This is a genomic window from Paractinoplanes rishiriensis (assembly GCF_016862375.1).
Taxonomy (GTDB): Bacteria; Actinomycetota; Actinomycetes; order Mycobacteriales; family Micromonosporaceae; genus Actinoplanes; species Actinoplanes rishiriensis.
The window spans coordinates 1-22537 of sequence record NZ_BOMV01000060.1 but is presented as its reverse complement, the minus strand read 5'-3'; the positions used below and the strand labels follow the sequence as shown (position 1 = coordinate 22537).

Below are 22537 nucleotides of genomic sequence, written 5' to 3'. Positions count from 1 at the left end.
CCGCGGCGGAAGTTGACCGAGAGGGGGCCGTTCGGAGCCCCCCGCACCGCCCAACGGCCCTGGTCGCGGGCTGATTCGCATTGACCGCTGTAACGTGTTCTTGATCACTAACGGTAGACCCGGAAATCGCCATCGGCCGCAATGTCGGCTACATAAATGTTGACGATTCTGGATCGCCCGTCGAATTCGGAGAGAGTTCAACCCACACAGCGTAGGTGAATCTCGATCCGCTCGATGACCCCCGCGGTCCCGTCGTGCAGATGTCCGGCCATTCCCAAAGATCGAGCGGCATCCACGTGACCCTCCGTGTCGTCCACGAAGAGCGCATCACCCGGCTCGACGCCGAGACGGCGCAGCGCGATCTCGTAGATCCGGCGATCCGGTTTCGCGCACCCCACCTCGCAGGAGAGCACGACAGCATCGACGAGCCGGTCGACGCCGGCCTCGACGATCCGCGCCCGCGCCGCGGGCCACGCGTTGCTGACGATCGCAATCGCCACCCGCCCGCGCAACCCCCGGAGCCCGTCCACCAACTCGGCATCCCAGCGGTGCCGGGCGGCCAGATCGCGCCGAATCTCGTCAACCGCCGCGGCGTCCCGGCGCAACCGCTCGCCGACCAGCTCCCACCAGGCGCTTTCACTGGTACGCCCGACGAGCACGGCCTCGTCGTTACCGGCAAAGACGGCCGCGAGAAAGTCCCCCGGAGCGATCCCGAGCCGCCCGGCCCAGTAGTTTGCGGCCGCGCCGAGGTAGTCCGGAACGAGGACCCCACCGAGGTCGATCAACACCGCGGGACGCGTCATGCCGTCCCGAATCCCAGTGCGCGGTATCCGGGCATGCGGCGCTGCAGCGAGACGGCGAGCACCGGCGTCGCCTGGTCGTGGTAGTCGTGCACCTCGGCGACCTCCTTGCCGGCGGCCGCGCGGACGACCCGACCGGCGCACTGGACAAGCAGGCCGTCATACGAGATCGGGCCGGCCAGGAAGAGGGTGTCGAGCGCCGGGGCATCGAAGCCCTCGCCGATGAACGGCGTGGTTCCGATGACCAGGATGCCGTCGCCCGGCTTGGCCTCGGCGAGCCGGGCGACCGCGGCCCGCCGATCGGTCGTGCTCATGCCGCCCTGGAGCACGAGCGCCCGGTGCCCACGTGTGGCCAGCAGCGATGCCAGGGCCTCGAGGTGGGCGACCCGCCGGGTGAGCACCAGACAGTTCCGTCCACGGCGCAGCGCCGCCTCGACGTCGTCGACGATCCGGCCGTTGCGCGCCTCGTCGGCGGCGAGCGCCCGGTGCACCTCGGCGAGCCCGCCCGGTGCGGACAGATCCACGTCGTCGTGACGGAACGTGGTCTCGTGGACGTACAGCACCCGGCGCGGTCCGGGTTCGGTCGCCCACGCGGCCGCGAGGGTGCCCTGCTCCTCCTGGGTCACCGTGTGCCGGACGGGTCCGAGCTGCCAGGTGACGACCTCGCCGAGCCCGTCCCGCCGGCCCGGGGTCGCGGTGAGCCCGAGCCAGAACTGCGCACCGATCCGCTTGACCGAGTGGTCGTACGCGGCGGCCGCCAGGTGGTGGCACTCGTCCACGATGACGTGACCGTATCCGTGCGTGAGCTCCTCGACGTCGTCGCGACGCGCCAGCGAGGGCAGCATCGCGACATCCACCACGCCGCTCAGCTTGCGCCGGCCGCCGCCGACCTGACCGGCGCGGATGCCGAGGAACTGCTCGATCCGGGTCCGCCACTGCTCGGCCAGCGCCTTGCGGTCGACCAGCACCAGCGTGGACGTGCCGCGCTCGGCGATCACCGCGCAGGCCATGACCGTCTTGCCGGAGCCCGGCGGCGCCACCAGCACCCCGTCGTCGTGGGCGAGCAGCGCGCTGACCGCGACCGTCTGCTCGGTGGTGAGCTCGGCCGTGAACGCCACGTCGATCTCGCGGCCCGCGTTCCGGATGTCCGTGACGGCCAGCCGGGACCCGGCGCGTCCGACGATCTCCTCGACCGTGTGCCGCAGCCCGCGCGGCAGGATCAGGCGATCGTCGAGGGTGAGGTCGTATCCGCGGACGAACCGCGGCGTGTCCCAGGTGGACTTGCGGAGTCGCTGCAGCTCGTAGAACTTCGGGTTGGCCATCGAGGCGGCGTGCTTGAAGGTGGCCAGTGCCGCCGGGGTGAGTTGCGCCGCGGCCAGGGTCAGGCCGGCGCCGAGTTCGGCCGGCACCACCGCGGGCAGGCTCGGATGGACCTTGGTCGCGCCGGACCTGCTCAGCGTGTCGACCTCGGTGCCGACGGCCAGACGCTGGGCCCGCCGGGCGATCCGCTCCGCGTCGCCGGGCGTGAGGCGGTCCAGTGTCGACAGGAACACCCACTGATCCTCGTACGGCTCCAGCGTCGCGAGATCGAGAAAGACGGTGAGCCCGTCTTTGCGACGCCGGCCCTGCAGCGGCGCCGCGATCAGGTTGCCGAACCCGCCCTCCGGCAGCACGTCCTGGTTGGGAAAGAGCCGGTCGTAGGAGCGCAGGTCCATGGACCCGCGCAACACCATCGCCTCGTGCAGCAGCGCGGTCCCGACCCCACGGGCCACGGTCGCGGACACCGCTCCGGTGAAGAACACCCAGACATGGGCGCCGCGGCCGGACTGGGAGATCTCCAAACCCGCGGGCACCACCGCGGCGCGCGCGGCCTTCGTGTACGCGAGCGCGTCGAGCATCGCGGCGGGCCCATCGAAGTCCGCCACCAGGAACCGGCAGGTGTTGTTCCGCAGCAGCGGATACAGCCCGAGGAAAACGTCACCGACCAGGTGCGCGGCGACCCGGTCATCGCTGAGCCGCAAATAGGCCGCGCCGCGGCGGTCCATACCCTTACGCCAGCCGCCGGCCACCGCGGGCATCCAGCCGGTCGCGCCGGTGCGGGCGTTCTCCCAGCGCACCGCGTACACGTCGGGGCGCGCCGCGAACCTGTCCGCGAACAGGGCCAACTTGTCGTTCACCGGGGACGACATGGTCACCAGGCCGGGCGGTGTGACCGGGGCGGACAGCTGCTCCGGCGGCGGCGAGGTGTCCTGGCCCCGCAGTTCGAGCAGGCGCGACAGCCGGGCGTTCTCGGCACGCAGCCGGGCCACCTCATCCGCCAGGGCCGCATCACCGGACGCCATGCGGCCATCGTTCCATGGCCGGTTGTCGCCGATCCGAGCCGGTGGGCGCGTGGTGCCGTGGTTGGCACGTTGCATGGCGGCGTTACGTAACGCCGTTCTGTTACGGTGGTCGGCATGAGTCCACGACCGCGAGACGAGAATCTGCGCGACGCCGTGCTCCGGGCGGCGGCGCACGTGCTGGCCGAGGAGGGTCCGACCGCGCTGACCACGCGGCGGGTGGCGCGGGACGTCGGTGTCTCCACCACCTCGGTCTACACCTACTTCGGCAGCATGGAGGAACTGCGGCAGGAGGTGCGCCGGGCCGGCTTCGCCACCCTCGACGCGCGCGCCGACCGGGTGCCGTCGACCGACGACCCGGTGGCCGACCTGGCCGCCCTCACCGAGGTCTACTTCGCATACGGCCTCGCCGAACCCAACGTCTACCGGGCGATGTTCATCGACCGCCCGCTGGACGGCGACAACAACGGCAAGGAGGCGTACGAGCGCCTGGTCACCGAGATCAGCCGGTGCATCGAGGCCGGCCGGTTCGCCGCCGGCACCGAGGTGCTCACGCTGGTGTGGGCCGCGCAGGTGTGGAGCATGCGGCACGGCATGGTCACCCTGGTGCTGTCCGGGCAACTGCCCGTCGACCAGGCCCGCTTCGTGCTCTCCGACATGCTGGTACGCCTCTGCGTCGGCTACGGCGACGACCCCGGACGGGCCGCGGCCTCGGTCGCGGCCGGGCTGGCGGGTTGAGATGGCATCGCGCCTGGACCCGATCGGCGGCTGGTGGGGCCTCACGCTCTCGGCCGTGCCGCCGGCCCTGGTGGCGACGCTCCACTCGGTGATCGGGCTGGGGCCGGCGCTGCTCATCGCGGTGACCTTCGCCACCGTGGTCTGCGTGGTGCGACTCCGGCGGGGGCACCCGTTCGGACAGGCCGCCGGCGGGCTGATCGGCGTCGCCATCTCGGCGGCGATCGCCTGGCGCAGCGGCTCCGCGATCGACTACTTCCTGCTCGACCTGATCTGGAACCCGACCGCCGCCGGCCTGCTGCTCCTGTCCATAGTGGTACGCCGTCCGCTCACCGGGGTGCTGTGGCAGATCGCCCGGCGTGAACCGATCACCCGCCTGCCCGGCTGGCACTTCGACCTGGCCACCGTGGCCTGGGCGGCGGTGTTCGCGGCCCGGTTCCTGGTGCAGCAGTCGCTGTTCGCCCAGCAGCAGGTGGCCGGGCTGGCAGCCGCCAAGGTCCTGATGGGCCTGCCGCTGACCGCGGCGGCGGTGGCCGTCTCGCTGTGGGCCATCGGCCGCGCCGAACGCACTCGTGCAGCCGACCGCCGCGCGCTACAACGGAGTGCGTGATCGTCGTGGTGACCGGGCCGAGCGCGGCCGGCAAGACAACCTGGTGTCAGCGGCTGTTTCCGGACGACACGGTTCCCGAATGCCCGCCGCCGCCCGGCCAGCCGAGCGGCATCGATCCGGCCGAGACCGCGGCGTTCTGGTGTGAGCACGACACGCGGCGCTGGCGGCACGCCGTGCGCCGTGAGGCCGCCGGCGGGTTCGCGATCTGCGACGACGACCCGATGAAACTGCACTACAGCTGGTCCATGGCCCGGTTGGGAGCACTCCCGCCGGGCCACTGGCGGCACGAGGTCGACGCCCGCCGGGAGGCAATGGCCGCGGGCCGGCTGGGCCTGGCCGACCTGTTCCTGGTGTCGGTGCCGTCGGCGGTCGAACTGCGCCGGCGCCGCGACGCCGACCCGACCCGGCGGCGGCGGAACTTCGATCTGCACGTCCGGCTGGCCGAGCCGCTCCGCGAGTGGTACCACGCGGTCGAGCGGGCCGATCCCGACCGGGTGCGCTGGCAGTTGCCGCCGGAGGGCCTGCCGGCCGACCTGCCGCCGCCGCGGGCCGACCGGTGCGATCCGCTTCTCCTGGACGCCGTGATCGCCGGGCTACCCCAGCTGGACTGATCGCTTCCATCGAAGCTTGCAGATGGGTCACCTATACTCGCGGCCCCTCGGCGGCGATCGTGCCGTCGTCCACCCGCGGAGGTACCAGATGTCAGCCCGGACGCAGAAGACCCGGACGCTCCTCGTGGTGAGCGCCATCTGCCTGCTGGCCGTCGCCGTCACCGCGGCCCTGTATCACCTCCGCGGCACCGGCGACGAGGAATCCGTTCCGGTGTCTGCCAAGAAGGGCGTCGGGACCTGGGATTTCCGGAGCGTGAAGGCCGGACTCAGCAAGGCGCAGGTTTCCTGGTACTACAACTGGACGGCGGAGCGCGGCCGGGTTCCGGCGTCGCAGAAAGCGAAGTTCGTGCCGATGGTGTGGAATGCCAGTTCGGTAACCGCGGAGAATCTGGAAAAGGTCAGGGCGTCGGGCGGCGACGCGTTGCTCGCGTTCAACGAGCCGGACCGGGCAGATCAGGCGAATATGACCGTCCAGCAGGCCATCGATCTCTGGCCGCAGTTGGAGGCGACCGGCCTGCGGCTGGGCAGCCCGGCTCCGGCGGCCGGCGGCGCGGTCGAGAACGGCTGGCTCGACTGGTTCCTCCGGCTCGCCAAGGAACGCGGTCACCGGGTCGACTTCATCGCCCTGCACTGGTACGGGGAAACTTTCGACGCGAGCGCGGTGCAGCAAATGCGGGACTATCTGCAGTCGGTTTATCAACGATACGGCCTGCCGATCTGGCTGACCGAGTTCGCGCTCATCGATTTCGCCGAACAATCGCCGGATCCGGCACATGCGCGATACCCTTCCGACGCCGAGCAGACGCAATTCATCAATGACGCCACCGCAATGCTGGAGCAATTGCCCTACGTGGAGCGGTACGCCTGGTTCGGCCTGCCGACTCTGGACGGCACCGCTGGTAGCGGGTTGTGCCGCGAGGACGGCACGCTGACCGTGGTGGGCGAGGCGTACCGCACGGCCGGCCGGCTCGACTCGTGACACAGACCACAGTAACGTTTTCCGGCTCTATTTTGCGGACGGGCTGGAAGGTAACAATAGCGGTCGGTGACCGATCCCTTGCCTAAGGTTTGCATAAGAAATTTTCGAGCTGATTTCTAGTTGTCCGCCGGAAACATTGATTAACACTTCTCGGGCTTGCGTAATGCATTGATTAGCTTCATAGTCTTGTTTCTTGAGAGGCCTTAATCGGTTCATCGAGCAAGCAAGCGGAGGAAGTCATGCGTGCGGTGGTCAGTGGAGGCGGCGGCTTCCTGGGCTCCCATCTGTGCGAGTCCCTGTTGGACCGCGGTGACCAGGTGGTCTGCCTCGACGACTGGTCGACCGGGTCGGCCGAGAACGTGGCCCACCTGCGCGGCCGGTCCGGGTTCACGGTGCTCGACGTCGACGTGAGCGACCCGGCCGCGCTGTCCGCCGCCGGGCTGACCGGCCCGATCGACGCGGTCGCGCACCTGGCCAGCCCGGCCTCGCCGCCCGACTACCACCGGCTGCCGCTGGAGACGCTCGCGGTCGGCAGCCGCGGCACCGAGAACCTGCTGCGGCTCGCGCACGACCACGACGCCCGGTTCGTGCTCGCGTCGACCAGCGAGATCTACGGCGACCCGCTGGTGCACCCGCAGACCGAGGACTACTGGGGCAACGTCAACTCGATCGGCCCGCGCAGCGTCTACGACGAGGCGAAGCGCTACGCCGAGGCGGTCACCGCGGCCTACCGGCGCAGCTTCGGCACCGACGTCGGCATCATCCGGATCTTCAACACGTACGGGCCCCGGATGCGCGCCCACGACGGCCGGGTGGTCAGCACGTTCATCTGCCAGGCCCTCACCGGGAACCCGCTCACCATCTACGGCGACGGCTCGCAGACCCGCAGCTTCTGCTATGTGGACGATCTGATCCGCGGCATCGCCGGCATGCTCGACGCGGCCGAGTTCGGCCCGGTCAACCTCGGCAACCCCGGCGAGTACACGATGCGCCAGCTGGCCGAGGAGGTCCTGCGGATCACCGGCTCAACGTCCGCGATCGAATACCACCCGCTGCCCACCGACGACCCCACCCGCCGCAAGCCGGTGATCACCCGGGCCCAGGACGCCCTGGGCTGGGAGCCGAAGGTGCCACTCGACGAGGGCCTGCGGCGCACCGTCGCCTGGTTCGCCGGCCGCCCCGCCGAGGTGACCGCGGCCGCGGCCCTGGTCGCCGGCGGTGCCGTCCCGGTCAGCGTCGCCGTCTGATTCGCCAGCCACCGGTGTCCACCAACCTCGCCCCCCGCCGAGGCACCGTCTACCGCTCCGCCTCAGCCTCGGCCGCCAAATCCCCGGCCGCCAAATCCCCGGCCGCAGACTCCCCGCACGCAGACTCCCCGCACGCAGACTCCCCGCACACCGCCTCCCCGCACACCGCCTCCCCGCACGCAGACTCCCCGCACGCCGCCTCCCCGAGCCGTCTCCTGACCGACAAATCCGATTTGTTAGCCGATAGTTCCCCGTGGCTGACCCCGGCGCCGCACGGAGCGAGGCCGCGGCCGGGTGCCGGGCCCGCCGTAGTGCCGATCCCACCCGTCCGGCCACCGGCACGCCCGGGACCCGAACTACCCCTACCCCGCACCCGCCGGCCGCGACGCAACGGCCAGGAGATCCACATTGCCGATCTCCTGGAACTCTCCGCCGGCCGGGTCCTCGACGCTCCGCCCAGCGGCCCCTACCTCTCCCCCGGGAACCGGCGGCGCCGGATCGGCGAGGGCACGTTCGTGTCGCTGCTGTCGGTGCCGGACCGGCTGCTGGTCGCCGCCCTCACCGTCGGCTGGCTGGCCTGCCTCGCCTGGTTCTGGCACTGGTGGCTGGCGCCGGGCCACCGGATCACCTGGTTCGGCATGGCCGTCAACAGCACCCTGTTGCTGGTCATCTCGGCCCAGCCCGCGTTCTTCTTCCTGGCCGCCAACCGCCTGCGCGGCATCAATCCCCGGCTGGAGATCCCGGAGCTGCGGGTCGCCATGGTGGTCACCCGGGCACCGTCCGAGCCGTGGCAGGTCGCCCGGGACACCCTGGTCGCGATGCTCGGCCAGCGCTTTCCGCACCCGTACGACGTCTGGCTCTGCGACGAGGCACCGACCGCCGAGATCTTCACCTGGTGCGCGGCCCACCACGTGCGGATCTCCAGCCGGCAGGGCTCCACCGAGTACCACCGATCCACCTGGCCGCGCCGGACGAAGTGCAAGGAGGGCAACCTCGCGTACTTCTACGACGGCTGGGGTTACGAGTGCTACGACGTGGTGGCCCAGTTCGACTGCGACCACGTGCCGCAGCCCACCTACCTGGCCGAGATGGTGCGGCCGTTCGCCGATGCCGCGGTCGGTTACGTCGCCGCGCCGAGCATCTGCGACGCCAACGCCGCCGACTCGTGGGCCGCCCGCAGCCGCCTGTTCCGGGAGGCCGGCTTCCAGGGGCCGTTCCAGGCCGGGCACGCCGGCGGACTCGCGCCCACCTGCATCGGCTCGCACTACGCGGTCCGCACGAAAGCCCTGAAGGACATCGGCGGGATCGGCCCCGAGCTGGCCGAGGACTTCTCCACCGCGTTTCTGCTCACCTCGGCCGGCTGGCAGGGCGCCTTCGCGCTGAACGCCAAGGCGCACGGCGACGGCCCGCCCACCTTCGCCGCCATGATCACCCAGGAGTTCCAGTGGTCGCGCAGCCTGACCACGCTGCTGTTCGACCTGAGCCGCCGGCACCTGCGCCGGATGCCCTGGCGGCTGCGGTTCCGGTTCCTCAACACGCTGTCCTTCTATCCGCTGCTCGCCGTGGTCTCGCTGGCCGGCACGCTGCTGCCGCCGATCGCCGCGGTCTCCGGCATGCCCTGGGTCAAGGTCACCTACCTGGAGTTTCTGGGCCGGTGGGCGACCGTCGGGATCTGGATGCTGCTGCTGATCGGCCTGCTGCGCCGGCGCGGACTGCTCCGGCCGCGCCGGGCACCGACGCTGAGCTGGGAGGTCTGGCTCTCGTCGATCTGCCGCTGGCCGTTCGTGCTCTGGGGGGTCACCGCCGCCACCCTGCAGAAGCTCTGGCCACGCCCGGTCAGCTTCAAGGTCACCCCGAAGGGCGGCAACGGTCTCGAGCCGCTGCCGATCACGCTGGTGCTGCCGTTGCTGGTGCTCAGCACGGTGCTCAGCGGGGGCGCGCTGCTCGGCGAACTCGGTTACGGCGCCGGCGGCTACCTCCTGCTGTGCATGCTCGGGTCCACTATGTACGTCTTCGCGGCGTTCGCGGTGTGTTTCCTGCACGGCCTGGAGACCGGCCGCGCCGCCAAGGTCAAAACCTTCCATGCCGTACGCGTGACCGCCGGCCTCCCGCTGTTCGCCACGGTGGCCGCCGTGCCTCCGCTCGTCCTCGCCTACCTCCACGCCCCGGGCTATGTGCTGGCCTCGGTCGGCTGGTGGTGAACCCCACGTCCCCGAAAGAGGAACCGCAGTGACAACCGTGCTCGTCACCGGTGGCGCCGGATTCATCGGCAGTCACACCTGCGTCGACCTGCTCGAACACGACTACGAAGTGGTGGTCGTCGACAACTACTCGAACAGCAGTCCGGCCGCGCTGGACCGGGTGCAGAAGATCGCCGGAAGACCGCTGATCGCGTACGAGACCGACCTGCGCGACCGCCACGGCCTGGACCGGGTCTTCGCCGACCACCCGATCGACTCGGTGATCCATTTCGCCGGCAAGAAGGCGGTCGGCGAGTCCATGCAGATCCCGCTCGACTACTACGACGTCAACCTGGGCGGCACCGCCAGCCTGCTCCGGGTGATGGTCGAGCACGGCGTGCACGACCTGGTGTTCTCGTCGTCCTGCTCGATCTACGGCGAGGCGGACGCCAAACCGCTCACCGAGGCCGACCCGGCGCGCCCGACCAACCCGTACGCCCGCTCGAAATGGATCTGTGAGCAGGTGATCGGCGACGCGTGCCGGCGGTATCCGCAGATGCACGCGATCGCGCTGCGCTACTTCAACCCGATCGGCGCGCACCCGAGCGGCTTCCTCGGCGAGGACCCGCTGGGCGTACCGAACAACATCGTGCCCTACCTGCTGCAGGTCGCGGTGGGCCGGCTCGAGCAGCTGAGCGTCTTCGGCGGCGACTACGACACCCCGGACGGCACCGCGATCCGCGACTACATCCACGTGCTCGACGTGGTCGAAGGCCACCGGGTCGCGATGGAACGCCTGCACGACGCGCCCGGCCTGCGCGTGGTCAACCTCGGCACCGGCGTCGGCACCTCGGTGCTGCAACTGGTGGCCCGGCTCAGCGAGGCGGTCGGCCGTGACCTGCCGTTCCGGATCGTCGACCGCCGGCCCGGCGACGTGCCGGCGCTGATCGCCGACCCGGCCCGGGCGAACGCGACCTGGGGCTGGCGGGCCCGGCGCGACCTGTCCGACATGTGCCGCGACGCGTGGCGCTTCCAGTCGCTGAACATGGCCGGTTACGCCGGCTGACCAGCCCACACCCCCCGTAAGGAGAAACGCGCGATGCGCATCACCGTCATCGGCACCGGTTATCTCGGCGCCGTGCACGCGGCCGGGATGGCCGAGATCGGGCACGACGTGCTCGGCGTGGACATCGACCCGGCCAAGATCGAGGCGCTGGCCGACGGCCGTCCACCGTTCTTCGAGCCTGGGCTGTCCGAGTTGCTCGCCCGTACCCGCGAGAAAGGGAACCTGACCTTTACGACTTCGCTGCGGGCGGCGGCGGAGTTCGGCGACCTGCATTTCATCTGCGTGGGCACACCCCAGCAGCGAGGCTCGTACGCGGCCGATCTGAGCCACCTCAACGCGGTTGTCGACGGGCTCGCCCCGTACCTGGAACGCCCTTGCCTTGTGGTGGGGAAGTCGACGGTCCCGGTGGGGACGGCCGCCGCGGTGGGTGAACGGCTGGCCGCGCTGGCCCCGGTCGGCGCCCGGGCCGAGGTCGCCTGGAACCCGGAGTTCCTGCGCGAGGGCACCGCGGTGCAGGACACCCTGCACCCGGACCGCCTGGTCGCGGGCGTCGTCTCGGCCGGGGCGGAGACCCTGCTGCGCGAGGTCTACCAGCCGATGCTCGACGAGGGCTGCCCGTTCGTGGCCACCGACCTGGCCACCGCCGAGCTGGTCAAGGTCGCCGCGAACTCGTTCCTGGCCACCAAGATCTCGTTCATCAACGCGATGGCCGAGGTCTGCGAGACCGCCGGCGCCGACGTGGTCACCCTGGCCCAATCGATCGGGTACGACGCCCGGATCGGTGCCCGGTTCCTGTCGGCCGGCCTCGGTTTCGGCGGGGGCTGCCTGCCCAAGGACATCCGCGCCTTCACCGCCCGGGCCGAGGAACTGGGCGTCGGCCGCTCGCTGAACTTCCTGCGCGAGGTCGACGAGATCAACATGCGGGCCCGGCACCGCGCCATCGCAGCCGCGAAGGACCTGGTCGGCGGCACCTTCCTGGGCCGCAACGTGACCATCCTGGGCGCCGCGTTCAAGCCGCACAGCGACGACATCCGCGACTCGCCGGCCCTCAACGTGGCGGCGGCCATCAAGCTCCAGGGAGCGCACGTGTGCGTGCACGACGAGGAGGCCATCGACAACGCCCGGGCCGCCTACCCCGCACTGGAGTACGCCCGGGAACCGTTGAAGGCGTGCGAGGGCGCCGACGTGGTGCTGCACCTGACCGAGTGGCCGCAGTACAGCGCCCTGGACCCGGCCGAACTCGCCAAGGTCACCAACGTGCCCCGGCTGCTGGAGGCACGCAACACGCTGGACGTACGGCGCTGGCGCGATGCCGGCTGGACGGTCCGCTCGCTGGGCCGCGCGGCCTGAGATCCTCCGATGGAGCAGCTGACCGCCCTGGTGAGCGCGGCCCGTGATGGTGACGAGGCCGCGTTCGCCGAGCTGTACAACACTGTGCAGCCGGGCCTGCTCCGCTACCTTCGCGCGCTGGTCGGCCAGGACGCCGAGGACGTGGCCTCGGAGACCTGGCTGCAGATCAGCCGCGAGCTGCCCTGGTTCCGCGGCCGGGGCAGCCGTTTCCGCACCTGGGTGGCCACGGTCGCCCGGCGCCGCGCCCTGGAACACCTCCGCGCTCGGGACCGCCAGACTGGGGCGGCGGTCCCGAGCGACGAGGTAGACCTGCTGCCCACCACCGACCACCAGACCGAGTCGGAGGCGGTGGCCGCGGTAGGCACCGACGCCGCGCTCCGCCTGATCATGTCGCTGCCCCCCGACCAGGCCGAGGCGGTGCTGCTGCGCGTGGTCCTCGACCTGGACGCCACCGAGTCGGGCCGGGTCCTCGGCAAGCGGGCCGGCGCGGTCCGGATCGCCGCCCACCGGGGCCTGCGCCGCCTGGAAGACATCCTCGAACGCCGAGCCGCCGCCGGTACTCTCCGCTCGGAGGCCATCATCACGCCCCGGACGGGTCGAACAGGAGCTCCCCCATGACCGGCCCCACCCCACCCCGCCGCCCACCGCTGACCCGCCGCACCGCCGAACACCTGCTGCGCCGCGATTCCCGTGCCCGGGCGGGCCGCCCCGACCTGGCCGACCTGCTGGACGCCGCGGCCGCGCCGGCCCGCCCGGCGGAACTGGCCGGCCGCACGGAGGCACTGGCCGGCTTTCGGACCAGGCCGTCGCGCCGCCGCCGTCCTCATCTGGCCAGCCTGCTCACGGTCAAGGCCGCGGCGGCGGCCGTCCTGACTGCGGCCACCGGGGGAGCCGCCCTGGCGGCCGCGACCGGCGCCCTGCCGGTAACTCCGCATCCGGCCACCACCACGTTTTCCCCGGCCGCGACCAGCTCACCGTCGGAATCTCCGTCGGCCGCCGACCACACGTTTCGGCCGCCGCGCTCCACGGCACCGCCGGCACCGTCGGCATCACCGCGAAAGTCCTGCTCGGACGCGCCGCTGGTGTCTCCACGGCCGACTGGCGACAGATCAGCGCCGAGCCGCTTCGAGCACACGGCGAAACCGGCCGGCTGCCCGCGCGAGGCCCCGACGTTCCCGCCGCCACCGCTGTCGCCGTCCCCGAACCCGTTCCCGTCCGGCGGCACCGGACCGCGAGAGGAGCCGGACTGCCAGCAGTGGTGCCCGCCGGCACCGGACGAGACGCGTCCGCGCCCATAACAAGCGTTCGGCGCCGGCCGTGGCCGGCGCCGAACCCCGATCGTCAGTCCGTCTCGGGTGCCGCCTCGGGCTCCGGCTGGACGACGTCGCGCAGGTGGCGGTTGTGGCGCGGCTCCTGCTTGGTCTTCGCGTCGTTCAGGCGGCGGCGCAGGTCGTCGCGGACGTCCATGATGGCGGCGTGCAGGTCCTCCTCGGAGGACGTCGTGACGATCTTGTCGCGGCCGCCGATCCAGCACTCCAGCGTGACCTTCTGGCCGCGGGCCTCGCGGTCCTTAACCGAAATCTCCAGTTCGGTCGCGTCGGCGTGGAACGAGGCCAGCCGGGCGTCCAAGGGTCCGAACTGCTCGGCTATCCAGTTCCGATCACGCTGGGAGAAACCGGCACCCACACGCAGGCACTCGCCGACCGTGGCCGGGTTGGTGACAGCGCTCATCTGACCTCCTCGAAGCGGCAAACCGAACAAAATCCCTTCTACCCGCCAGATCGACTGTTCGAACCAGATGCCGTGCTTCACAAATCCGAAACAACGCTGTTCAATGTTGGGAGCGCTCCCATAGGCGCACCCAGGGGACAGGGAGAAAACGCTCATGCGGGCAAATCGCTGGTATCGCCGTGCGGCCGTGGGGGCCCTGACCGCGGTCGTCGCGGTGGCGGCAGTCGTGGTTGGCAACCTGGTACGGCCGGCCGAGGCGGCGGGCACCTACAACTACGCCGAGGCCCTGCAGAAGTCACTCTTCTTCTACCAGGCGCAAATCGCCGGCAAGAAGCCGGCGTGGAGCCAGGTGTCCTGGCGCGGCGACTCGGCCCTGACCGACGGCGCCGACGTGGGGCTCGACCTGACCGGCGGCTGGTTCGACGCCGGCGACCACGTCAAGTTCGGCTTCCCGATGGCGTTCACCACCACGATGCTGGCCTGGGGCGCCGTCGAATACCGCGACGCGTACGCCCGCTCCGGGCAACTGACGAACTTCCTCAACAACCTCCGGGTGCCCAACGACTACTTCATCAAGGCACATCCCTCGGCCAACGTGCTCTACGGGCAGATCGGCAAGGGCGACGACGACCACCGCTGGTGGGGTCCGGCCGAGGTGATGCCGATGGCGCGGCCGTCGTACAAGATCGACGCCACCTGTGGTGGATCCGACCTGGCGGGTGAGACAGCGGCTGCCATGGCCGCCAGCTCCATCGTCTTCCGGCCCACCGATGCCGCGTACGCCGACAAGCTGTTGACGCACGCGAAGCAGCTCTACACGTTCGCCGACACCGTGCGGAAGGCGTACAGCGACTGCATCACCGACGCCAGCAGCTTCTACAAGTCGTGGAGCGGCTACCAGGACGAACTGGTCTGGGGCGCGATCTGGCTGTACCGGGCCACCAACGACGCCAGCTACCTGGCCAAGGCCGAGTCCGAGTACGACAAGCTGGGCACCGAGCCGCAGTCGACCACCCGCTCCTACAAGTGGACGATCGCCTGGGACAACAAGCAGTTCGGCGCGTACGTGCTGCTGGCCAACCTGACCGGCAAGCAGAAGTACGTCGACGACGCGAACCGCTGGCTGGACTACTGGACCGTGGGCGTGAACGGCGAGAAGGTGCGCTACTCGCCGGGCGGCCAGGCCGTTCTGGACAGCTGGGGCTCGCTCCGGTACGCCTCGAACACGGCGTTCGCGGCCCTGGTCTACAGCGACAAGACCACCGACACCACCCGCAAGGCGCGCTACCACGACTTCGCGGTACGGCAGATCGACTACGCGCTCGGCGACAACCCGCGCTCGTCCAGCTATCTGATCGGCTTCGGCGCCAACTCGCCCAAGAACCCGCACCACCGCACCGCGCACGGCTCCTGGTGGGACAACCAGACGGTGCCCGCCGAGACCAGGCACGTGCTGTACGGCGCCCTGGTCGGCGGACCGTCCTCGCCCGACGACAAATACCAGGACCTGCGGAGCGACTACGTGATGAACGAGGTGGCTACCGACTACAACGCCGGCTTCACCTCCGCGGTGGCCCGGCTCTACCAGGAGTACGGCGGCACCGCGCTGGCGAACTTCCCGCAGCCGGAGTCGCCGGACATCGACGAGTTCAGCGTCGAGACCACGGTCATGCAGGCCGAGCCCCGGGCCACCGGGCTCAAGGTGATGATCTACAACAAGTCGGCGTTCCCGGCGAAGGCGCTGACCAACGCGTCCTACCGGTACTACTTCCGCAAGGAGGGCACGTCGGCGATCCAGGTGACGCCCGGCTATACCCAGGGCTGCCCGTCGCCGTCGACCGCCCAGCAGGTGTCCGGCGATCTCTGGTACGTCGAGGTGAAGTGCGCCGGGTACACGATCGCGCCGGCCGGGCAGTCGCAGCACCGGATGGAGGTGCAGTTCAAGGTCGGCGTGCCGGAGGGCGGCACCTGGGATCCGGCCAACGATCCGTCGTACGCGACCGGCACGGTGCTGAACCGCAATGTGCCGCTGTACGAGGGGACGACGCTGCTGTGGGGCCAGGTCCCCACCTCGGTGACGCCGTCTCCCTCGGTCAGCTCCTCGCCTTCGTCTTCGCCGTCGCCGTCGGTGAGCCCCAGCGTTTCGCCGTCGGTTTCGCCGAGCCCGTCCTCGACCGCCGCCTGCCGGGTCGCGTACAGCACCAACGACTGGGGCGGCGGCTTCACCGGCACGGTGAATGTCACCAACTCCAGCGCCGCCGCCTGGTCCGCCTGGACCCTGCGCTTCGCCTTCCCCGGCAGCCAGCAGGTCAGCCAGGGCTGGTCGGGCGTCTGGTCGCAGACCGGCAGCCAGGTGACGGTCACCAACCAGTCCTGGAACGGTGCCGTCCCGGCCGGCGGCTCGGTGAGCCTCGGCTTCAACGGCACCCACAGCGGCAGCAACCCCGCGCCGACCGCGTTCACCGTGAACGGGACCGCCTGCGTCGCCGGTTAGCAGCCGCGGATCTGCCTCGCGCATCGCGCCAGCGTCAACGGCGCGATGCGCGGGGCGATCCCGTCGAGCCGCCGGCCGATCGCGAACTCGGCGGACACCAGCACGAAGTCGCCACGGCGCACCGCCACCAGGTCGGCCTCGACCGACACGCGGACCATCCCGCTGGTCCGGCCGGAGAGATGGATGGGCACCGTACGGGCGCGCAGCGGTCGCATCGGCAGCGTGGTGATTCCGAACCGGACCGCGCCGACCTGCGACCGGTACGTCACGAAGTGGCAGTGCCGCCGGGCCGCGTCGAGCGCCTCGATGGTCGCCGCGGCACCGCCGGGCGCATACCGAAGGGCGAGCGCCGCCACGTATGGACCGGTCGGCCCCTTGGCGTACACCGCGGACGTCGAGCGCACCGGCTGCCGGGACATGCTCAGCGCCGGGCAGCCCCGCAGCGCCTTACCGGTGCCGATGCCGAGCGAGGCGACCGTGTCGTTCCCGCTGTCCACCTGCCGATAGCCGGGCGGCAGATCCCGCTGGGTGATCAGCGCCCGGTCGGCCGGCCGCGCCACCGCACCCGCCGGCGTAGCTCCGAACAGGGTGGCCACTGCGGCAGCCGCCACGATGAGACTTCGCATATCTACTCCATGAAGAATGGGCGATTTGTCCAATCATTCTATAACGGACATTTCGGCCATCGCCCCAACCGGAGGCGTCCGATTAGTGTGCGCTGACCGGTTAGGGTCATAGAGGCTCGCTGATGACCGGAGGATGGCATGACTCAGGACGTCCGAGACGATCTCGCAGATCCGGCATTCCACGACGACCCGCATCCGTTCTATGCCCGGTGGCGGCAGACCGGACCGGTGCGCGAGGTGCGGCTGCCCGGCGGCGTCGACGCGTGGCTGGTCACCCGCTACGAGGATGCCCGGCAGGTGCTCACCGACCCGCGTCTGTCCAAAGCGGCTTCCGACCCAGTGCGCGACGGCCCGCTGCCGCCGGAGATCGGCGCGGCCATCGGGCACCACATGCTCAACGCCGATCCACCCGACCACACCCGGCTGCGCCGCATGGTCACCGCGGCCTTCACCACGCGCCGGATCGAGGCGCTGCGGCCGCGCATCGAGCAGATCACCGACGAACTGCTCGACGCCATGGCCGGCCACGACCGGGTCGACCTGATCGACGCGCTCGCCTTTCCGCTGCCCATCCAGGTGATCTGCGAGCTGCTCGGCATCCCGTCCGACGACCGCGACGACTTCCGCGCCTGGTCCAACATCGTCGTCGGCGGCGTGTCGATGCGTGAGCAGCTGCCGGCGGCGATCGGGTCGCTGGTCGCTTACGTGCGCGGCCTGATCGCCGACCGCCGGGCGCATCCCGGCAACGACCTGCTCTCCGGCCTCATCGGGGTGCGCGACAAGCAGGACAGGCTCACCGAGGACGAACTGTCCTCGATGGTGTTCCTGCTGCTCATCGCCGGCCACGAGACCACCGTCAACCTCATCGGCAACGGCACCTACCTGCTGCTTTCGCAGCGCGAGAAGTGGGTCGAGCTCGGCGCGAATCCCACCCTCCTGCCGCGGGCCATCGAGGAGTTTCTGCGGTACGAGAGTCCGGTGGAAATTGCGACGTTCCGGATCACCACCGAGCCGGTCGAGATCGGCGGCCGGACGATTCCGGCCGGCCAGACGGTGGTGATCGGCCTGCTGTCCGCCAACCGCGACGAGGACCGGTTCGCCGGCTCGCGTGAGTTGCGGCTGGACCGCGAACACAACCCGCACCTGGCGTTCGGCCACGGCATCCATTACTGCCTCGGTGCGCCGCTGGCCCGGCTCGAGGCACAGGTGGCGTTCGGCAAACTGCTGGCCCGCTATCCCGGCCTGCGGCTGGCCGAGCCGGAGCCGCCGGGCTGGCGGCCCGGCCTGCTGATGCGCGGGCTGCGCGGACTGCCCGTCACTCTGACGGCGGGGTAGCGTCAGGCGATGATCAGAGCCGTTCCCATCCTGCCGGTGCGGGAGCTCGACGCCGCCCTCGAACGCTACCGGCGGCTCGGTTTCGCCGTGGAGTCCTACACCGGCGGCGAGCGCTACGGATTCGTCCAGCAGGGCCCGGTCGAGCTGCACGTCTCCGAGTCACCCGGGCACGATCCGCTCACCACGAATGCCATGGTTTACCTGTACGTCGAGGACGCCGACGCGGTCCACGCGGCCTGGTCCGCGGCCGGCGTCGAGGGCCGGCTCGGCGCGCCCCGGGACACCGCGTGGGGCCTGCGCGAGTTCGCGTACGTGGATCCGGATGGCACCCTGCACCGAGTGGGGTCGAAACTCTCCGGATAGATCGATACATTCCCTGCCTATGCCCAACCTCAGTCTCGTCCGCGCCGGCCTGACCGGACTCGTGACGGCCGGAGCCCTGTGCCTGACCGCGACGCCGGCACTCGCGGCCGACATCGACTTCGGACTCGAACTGTCCGGCACCACCATCGCGACCGACGCCTCCGGTAAATGGCCCAAGGTCAAAATCACCAATCACGGTACGACGTCAGCCTCCGCGGTCAGCGTCGTCTTCGACACCACCCAACTGGACCCCGCCAAGGTCAGTGCGTCCGACGTCGGCGGCTACTGCACCACCGAGAACGGCCTGATCACCTGCGACCTCGACGACTACGGCACGCCCGCGCCCGGCGGTTCGCTCCACGTGCTCGTGCCGCTGGTCCCGGTCGACGGCGCCACCGGACCGGCCGGCAAGCTGACCGTCACGGTGCGGGCCGAGGGCGACACGGTCGAGGCCAACGACAGCCGCACCGCCGACGTCACGATCAGCGGCCACGGCGCCGACCTCTCGGTATACGTCCAGGACCTCACCTGGCAGAACGAGAACGGCACGATCACCGAGGAGCCGGTGCCGCCGGGCAAGACGTCGCCGCTGTTCGCCCTGATCGTCAACCAGGGCGACATGGTTGCCGACGGCGTCCGGGTCCGGGTCCAACTGCCCGAACAGACCTCATTCACCACGCGGCAGTACCAGGGTTGCTCGATCAGCGCCGACCGGCGCACCGCAAACTGCGAGCTCACCCAGTTCAGCCTCAACCCGCGTCCCGCACCGGGCAGCACGGCGGGCGAGTTCGGCATGTTCTTCACGTTCCAGGTCCTGGTCTCGCCGGACGCGCGCGGCCCGGTCGCGCTTCAGGGCGGCAAGGTCACCGCCGAGCCGATCCAGCAGGTGAGCGCACTGTCCGCCGCCGGGCGCCGGAACGCCGAGCTTCCCGACTTCGTCTCCTGGGCAACTCCGGAGCAGCTCAGCAAGATCGACCCCGACCCCAGCGACAACACCGACACCTTCGTCGTCTTCGTGGGCGCCGGCCCGGACGACGGCGAGACCCCGCCGGGCGACGGCGAGACTCCGGGCGATGACGACGGCGGCCAGGGCGGCAGCGACGGCGGCCTGCCGGTGACCGGCCCCGGTGCCGTCGCGGTCGGTGGCGCCGGTCTCGCCGCGGTCGCCGTGGGTGCGTTGCTGCTGGTCATCACCCGGCGCCGTCGCATCTAGACAGCTTCGCGCGAGCCGTCCGGCGGCGGCGAGGCAGACCGTCGACTGGAGAACTCTGAGTCTTTTCCCGAGTGGTGCATGAACGATCGACGCTTTTCCGTCGTCCGGCATAAGCTTGCCGCCCGGCCAATGCCGGACGACGGAAGGTAGGCGGGTGGCTAACTTCTCGGTCGATGTCCGCACCGACCCCGACGGCAGTCTCGTCGTCCAGCCGAGCGGCGACCTGGGCACCGAGTGTGCCGTGCAGTTCCGCCAGATCCTCGTGCACGCGGTGCGCAAACTGCGGCCGCTGCGCCTGATCGTCGACCTCGGCGAGGTCACCGCGGTCGACCCGATCAACCTGGGCACCCTGGCCGCACTGTGCGACCTGGCCGACGACCACCGGGTGGTGGTCTTCCTGCATCACGCACCGGCCGCGATCGGCGACGAGCTACGCGCCGCCGGCGTCCCGCCCCAGCGGCTCGTGGTCCCGGCCGGCGCCGTGCGCCTCTAGAAACCCGGCCACCGAGGCCGACCAGGGAAAACGTTCGGCCTGCAGGCGGGCGGCCAACCGGCGCTCCGCCTCGGGCATCGCCAGGATCTCCCGGATCGCGGCCGCATACTCCGGCCCGTCGCCGTGCGCCGCCACTCCCGCCGGACCGATCACCTCGGGCAGCGCGCTCTCTGCGCTCACCACCACCGGTGTCCCGCTGGCCAGCGCCTCGAGCGCCGCCAGCCCGAACGTCTCCACCGGTCCGGGCGCGATCGCCACGTCCGCGGTGGCCAACAGCTTCGCCACCTCGTCCGGATCGGACAGATGCCCGAGGAACCGCACCGGCAACCCGGCCCGGCCGGCCTCCTCCTGAAGCCGGTTCCGCAACGGCCCCGCTCCGGCGACCACCAGCACCGCCGGCACACCCGCCCGGCGCAGTGCGGCGAGCGCCGCGAGCGACCGCCGCGGCTTCTTCTCCGGCGACAGCCGTCCACAGTGCAGCAGTACGACGTCCTCCGGGTTGGCCCATCGATCCCGCATACCCGGATCCCGCCGCGCCGGCGCGAACCGCTCCAGGTCGACGCCGAGCGGCACCCGCCGGACCTCGACCCCGATCCGCTCGAACTCGGCGGCCGCCCACCGCGTGGTGCACACAATCTGGTCGTGCGTCCGCGCGGTCCGCCCGTTGATCGCGTCCGCGACCCGCCGCCCCGACGCCGGCCCGAACAGCCGCAGCAGCCCGTCGAGGCTCTCGTGCGACACCATCATCGACGGCACACCCGCATCACGCGCCCAGCCGCCGACCCAACGCAGCGTGGTCCGGTCCGACACCTCCACCCGGTCGGGCCGAAGCTCCCGCAACTTCTCCGCGACCCGCCGCCGGTCGAGCAGCACCCGGTACCCGCCCAGCCCCGGCAGACGCGGCCCCGGCAGCGTGACCACCAGCCCCTGCTCGGTCATGTCCGCATCGGCCCGCTCACCCGGGATGACCAGCACAGCGTCATGCCCGGCCGCCTGATAGCCGGCCCCGAGATGCCGAAGCGCCGTCTTGAGCCCCCCGGACCGCGGCGCCACATAGTTGGCGATCCGCACAATCCTCACGCCGCCACCCGGCCTTCCGCACCCCACGACCCCGCAGCCCGGCCTTTCCCCGCCCGGCAATCTGCCTCGAACCTCACGCGGCGACCGGCCGGCGCTCGATCAATCCCAGCGCGCACACCTCTGCATAGTGCCCGATCAGCTCGTCGCCAACCGCCGACCAGCTGCGGCCCTCGATGGCGTGTCGTCCCGCGGCACCGAACGTCAGCCGCCGCACCGGGTCGCCCACCAGGTCCCGTACGGCCTCAGTGAATCCCGCCGCCTGGAACGGCCGCACCAGATATCCGGTGCGCCCGTGCGTCACGAGATCTACCGGCCCGCCGGCCCGGGGCGCGACCACCGGCAGCCCGCTGGCCATGGCCTCCTGCACCGCCTGGCCGAAGGTCTCGTACGGCCCGGTGTGCGCGAAGATGTCGAAGCTGGCATAGATCCGCGCCAGCTGGGCTCCGCGCCGCACTCCCAGGAAGATCGCGTCGGGCAGCACCCGGTGCAGCGCCTGCCGCGCCGGCCCGTCACCCACCACGACCAGCCGCACCCCCGGCATCCGGCTCACGTCGGCCAGCAGGTCGATCTGCTTCTCCACCGCCAGCCGCCCGACGAACCCGACCACAACCTCGCCGTGGGGCGCGAGCGCCCGGCGCATGCCGGCGCTGCGCTTTCCCGGGTGGTACAGCAGATCGTCCACCCCGCGCCGCCAGAGATGTACGCGTTGCACGCCGTGCTCGGCGAGCGCCGCACCGGATTCCGTCGACGGCACCAGCGTCCGCGAGGCCTGGTTGTGCACGGTCCGAATCCACCGCCAGGCGGCTCTCTCCGTCTTACCAACCCCATAGGCACGGGCGTACGCGGCCACATCCGTCTGGTACACCGCCACGGTGGGCAGTTTGAGTGACCGTGCCGCCGCCATGCCCCAGGCCCCGAGCACGAACGGGCTGGCCAGATGCACCACGTCCGCCCCGTGCGCGCGCAGCGCCGCAACCATGGTCGGTGTGGGCAGCCCCAGCCTGATCTGCGGATACCCCGGCATCGGAAGCGAAGCGATCCGCACCACCGGGTACGGCACGTCAACCGGCACATCCCGAACCGCCGGCGGCGGCTGCGGCGCGATGACCATCGGCTGATGCCCGCGGCGCAGCAGATGCTCGGCCGCCCGGACCACCGAGTTGGCGACCCCGTTCACGTCCGGCAGAAACGACTCCGTCACCAGACCCACTCGCATGAGGTCACGATGATCCGTGTCGATGTCCATTCCCCAAACGTCACGAGACGCCCAGGCAATGTCTGGAAA

21 protein-coding genes are annotated in these 22537 nt (G+C 70.8%); 15 read left to right on the top strand and 6 right to left on the bottom strand.

All coding sequences use genetic code 11. The features are described from left to right. Positions 1 to 197: 197 nt before the first annotated feature. Together Ari01nite_RS27830 and Ari01nite_RS27825 are read right to left on the bottom strand one after the other, a co-directional pair. Positions 198 to 803 (bottom strand): HAD family hydrolase, encoded by a 606-nt coding sequence (locus tag Ari01nite_RS27830; RefSeq protein ID WP_203785154.1) that lies wholly within the window; start codon positions 801 to 803, stop codon positions 198 to 200. Continuing rightward, positions 800 to 3142, bottom strand: coding sequence for a DEAD/DEAH box helicase (locus Ari01nite_RS27825; RefSeq protein ID WP_203785153.1), 2343 nt, complete (start codon positions 3140 to 3142; stop codon positions 800 to 802). The genes Ari01nite_RS27830 and Ari01nite_RS27825 overlap by 4 nt, the downstream gene beginning before the upstream one ends. Positions 3143 to 3256: 114 nt before the next feature. On the opposite strand from Ari01nite_RS27825, the gene Ari01nite_RS27820 reads away from it, so the two are divergent. The 10 genes from Ari01nite_RS27820 (at position 3257) to Ari01nite_RS27775 (ending at position 13215) form a co-directional block, all read left to right on the top strand. Then, positions 3257 to 3877, top strand: a complete 621-nt coding sequence (locus Ari01nite_RS27820; protein WP_203785152.1) for a TetR/AcrR family transcriptional regulator — start codon at positions 3257 to 3259, stop codon at positions 3875 to 3877. A 1-nt stretch (position 3878) separates the two neighbouring features. Then, positions 3879 to 4484 carry a DUF3159 domain-containing protein gene (locus tag Ari01nite_RS27815; protein WP_203785151.1) on the top strand — a complete coding sequence of 202 codons (606 nt, stop codon included), beginning with the start codon at positions 3879 to 3881 and terminating at the stop codon, positions 4482 to 4484. After that, a complete protein-coding gene (locus Ari01nite_RS27810) occupies positions 4481 to 5095 on the top strand; it encodes a hypothetical protein (RefSeq protein WP_203785150.1) in 615 nt (204 codons plus the stop codon). The genes Ari01nite_RS27815 and Ari01nite_RS27810 overlap by 4 nt, the downstream gene beginning before the upstream one ends. A 124-nt stretch (positions 5096 to 5219) precedes the next feature. Continuing rightward, positions 5220 to 6074: a glycoside hydrolase family protein gene (locus Ari01nite_RS27805; protein ID WP_203785149.1), complete on the top strand. Its 855-nt coding sequence runs from the start codon at positions 5220 to 5222 to the stop codon at positions 6072 to 6074. Between the two features lie 239 nt (positions 6075 to 6313). Next, on the top strand, positions 6314 to 7321 hold the full coding sequence (locus Ari01nite_RS27800) for a UDP-glucuronic acid decarboxylase family protein (RefSeq protein WP_203785148.1): 1008 nt from the start codon (positions 6314 to 6316) through the stop codon (positions 7319 to 7321). Between the two features lie 311 nt (positions 7322 to 7632). Further along, positions 7633 to 9522: a glycosyltransferase family 2 protein gene (locus Ari01nite_RS27795; protein ID WP_203785147.1), complete on the top strand. Its 1890-nt coding sequence runs from the start codon at positions 7633 to 7635 to the stop codon at positions 9520 to 9522. A gap of 28 nt (positions 9523 to 9550) precedes the next feature. Next, a complete protein-coding gene (galE, locus tag Ari01nite_RS27790; protein ID WP_239163083.1) occupies positions 9551 to 10567 on the top strand; it encodes a UDP-glucose 4-epimerase GalE in 1017 nt (338 codons plus the stop codon). Positions 10568 to 10600: 33 nt separating this feature from the next. Continuing rightward, on the top strand, positions 10601 to 11917 hold the full coding sequence (locus tag Ari01nite_RS27785; RefSeq protein WP_203785145.1) for a UDP-glucose dehydrogenase family protein: 1317 nt from the start codon (positions 10601 to 10603) through the stop codon (positions 11915 to 11917). Between the two features lie 9 nt (positions 11918 to 11926). Then, positions 11927 to 12535: an RNA polymerase sigma factor gene (locus Ari01nite_RS27780; protein WP_203785144.1), complete on the top strand. Its 609-nt coding sequence runs from the start codon at positions 11927 to 11929 to the stop codon at positions 12533 to 12535. Beyond that, entirely contained in the window at positions 12532 to 13215 is a 684-nt protein-coding gene (locus Ari01nite_RS27775; protein WP_203785143.1) for a hypothetical protein, read from the top strand. Before Ari01nite_RS27780 ends, Ari01nite_RS27775 begins: the two co-directional genes overlap by 4 nt. Positions 13216 to 13258: 43 nt before the next feature. Here the strand turns inward: Ari01nite_RS27775 and Ari01nite_RS27770 are convergent, their stop codons facing one another. Further along, complete coding sequence (locus Ari01nite_RS27770) at positions 13259 to 13648, bottom strand: HPF/RaiA family ribosome-associated protein (RefSeq protein WP_203785142.1); 390 nt, start codon at positions 13646 to 13648, stop codon at positions 13259 to 13261. A gap of 154 nt (positions 13649 to 13802) precedes the next feature. On the opposite strand from Ari01nite_RS27770, the gene Ari01nite_RS27765 reads away from it, so the two are divergent. Continuing rightward, a complete protein-coding gene (locus Ari01nite_RS27765; RefSeq protein WP_203785141.1) occupies positions 13803 to 16142 on the top strand; it encodes a glycoside hydrolase family 9 protein in 2340 nt (779 codons plus the stop codon). Here Ari01nite_RS27765 and Ari01nite_RS27760 read toward each other — a convergent pair. Further along, complete coding sequence (locus tag Ari01nite_RS27760; RefSeq protein WP_203785140.1) at positions 16139 to 16768, bottom strand: hypothetical protein; 630 nt, start codon at positions 16766 to 16768, stop codon at positions 16139 to 16141. The two genes, Ari01nite_RS27765 and Ari01nite_RS27760, sit on opposite strands and share 4 nt — an antisense overlap. A gap of 138 nt (positions 16769 to 16906) precedes the next feature. Here Ari01nite_RS27760 and Ari01nite_RS27755 point away from each other — a divergent pair, with 138 nt between their 5' ends. From Ari01nite_RS27755 to Ari01nite_RS27740, 4 genes are all read left to right on the top strand, one after another. Further along, the gene (locus tag Ari01nite_RS27755) at positions 16907 to 18103 is read left to right on the top strand and encodes a cytochrome P450 family protein (RefSeq protein ID WP_203785139.1); all 1197 of its coding nucleotides are present in this window, start codon (positions 16907 to 16909) and stop codon (positions 18101 to 18103) included. Positions 18104 to 18112: 9 nt separating this feature from the next. Further along, the gene (locus tag Ari01nite_RS27750; RefSeq protein ID WP_203785138.1) at positions 18113 to 18466 is read left to right on the top strand and encodes a bleomycin resistance protein; all 354 of its coding nucleotides are present in this window, start codon (positions 18113 to 18115) and stop codon (positions 18464 to 18466) included. A gap of 19 nt (positions 18467 to 18485) precedes the next feature. Next, complete coding sequence (locus Ari01nite_RS27745) at positions 18486 to 19679, top strand: COG1361 family protein (protein ID WP_203785137.1); 1194 nt, start codon at positions 18486 to 18488, stop codon at positions 19677 to 19679. Between the two features lie 154 nt (positions 19680 to 19833). Beyond that, positions 19834 to 20172 (top strand): STAS domain-containing protein, encoded by a 339-nt coding sequence (locus Ari01nite_RS27740; protein WP_203785136.1) that lies wholly within the window; start codon positions 19834 to 19836, stop codon positions 20170 to 20172. Here Ari01nite_RS27740 and Ari01nite_RS27735 read toward each other — a convergent pair. Both Ari01nite_RS27735 and Ari01nite_RS27730 read right to left on the bottom strand, forming a co-directional pair. Then, positions 20110 to 21252 carry a glycosyltransferase gene (locus Ari01nite_RS27735; protein ID WP_203785135.1) on the bottom strand — a complete coding sequence of 381 codons (1143 nt, stop codon included), beginning with the start codon at positions 21250 to 21252 and terminating at the stop codon, positions 20110 to 20112. The two genes, Ari01nite_RS27740 and Ari01nite_RS27735, sit on opposite strands and share 63 nt — an antisense overlap. Before the next feature lie 73 nt (positions 21253 to 21325). Then, the gene (locus Ari01nite_RS27730) at positions 21326 to 22468 is read right to left on the bottom strand and encodes a glycosyltransferase family 4 protein (protein ID WP_203785134.1); all 1143 of its coding nucleotides are present in this window, start codon (positions 22466 to 22468) and stop codon (positions 21326 to 21328) included. Between the last annotated feature and the right edge of the window lie 69 nt (positions 22469 to 22537).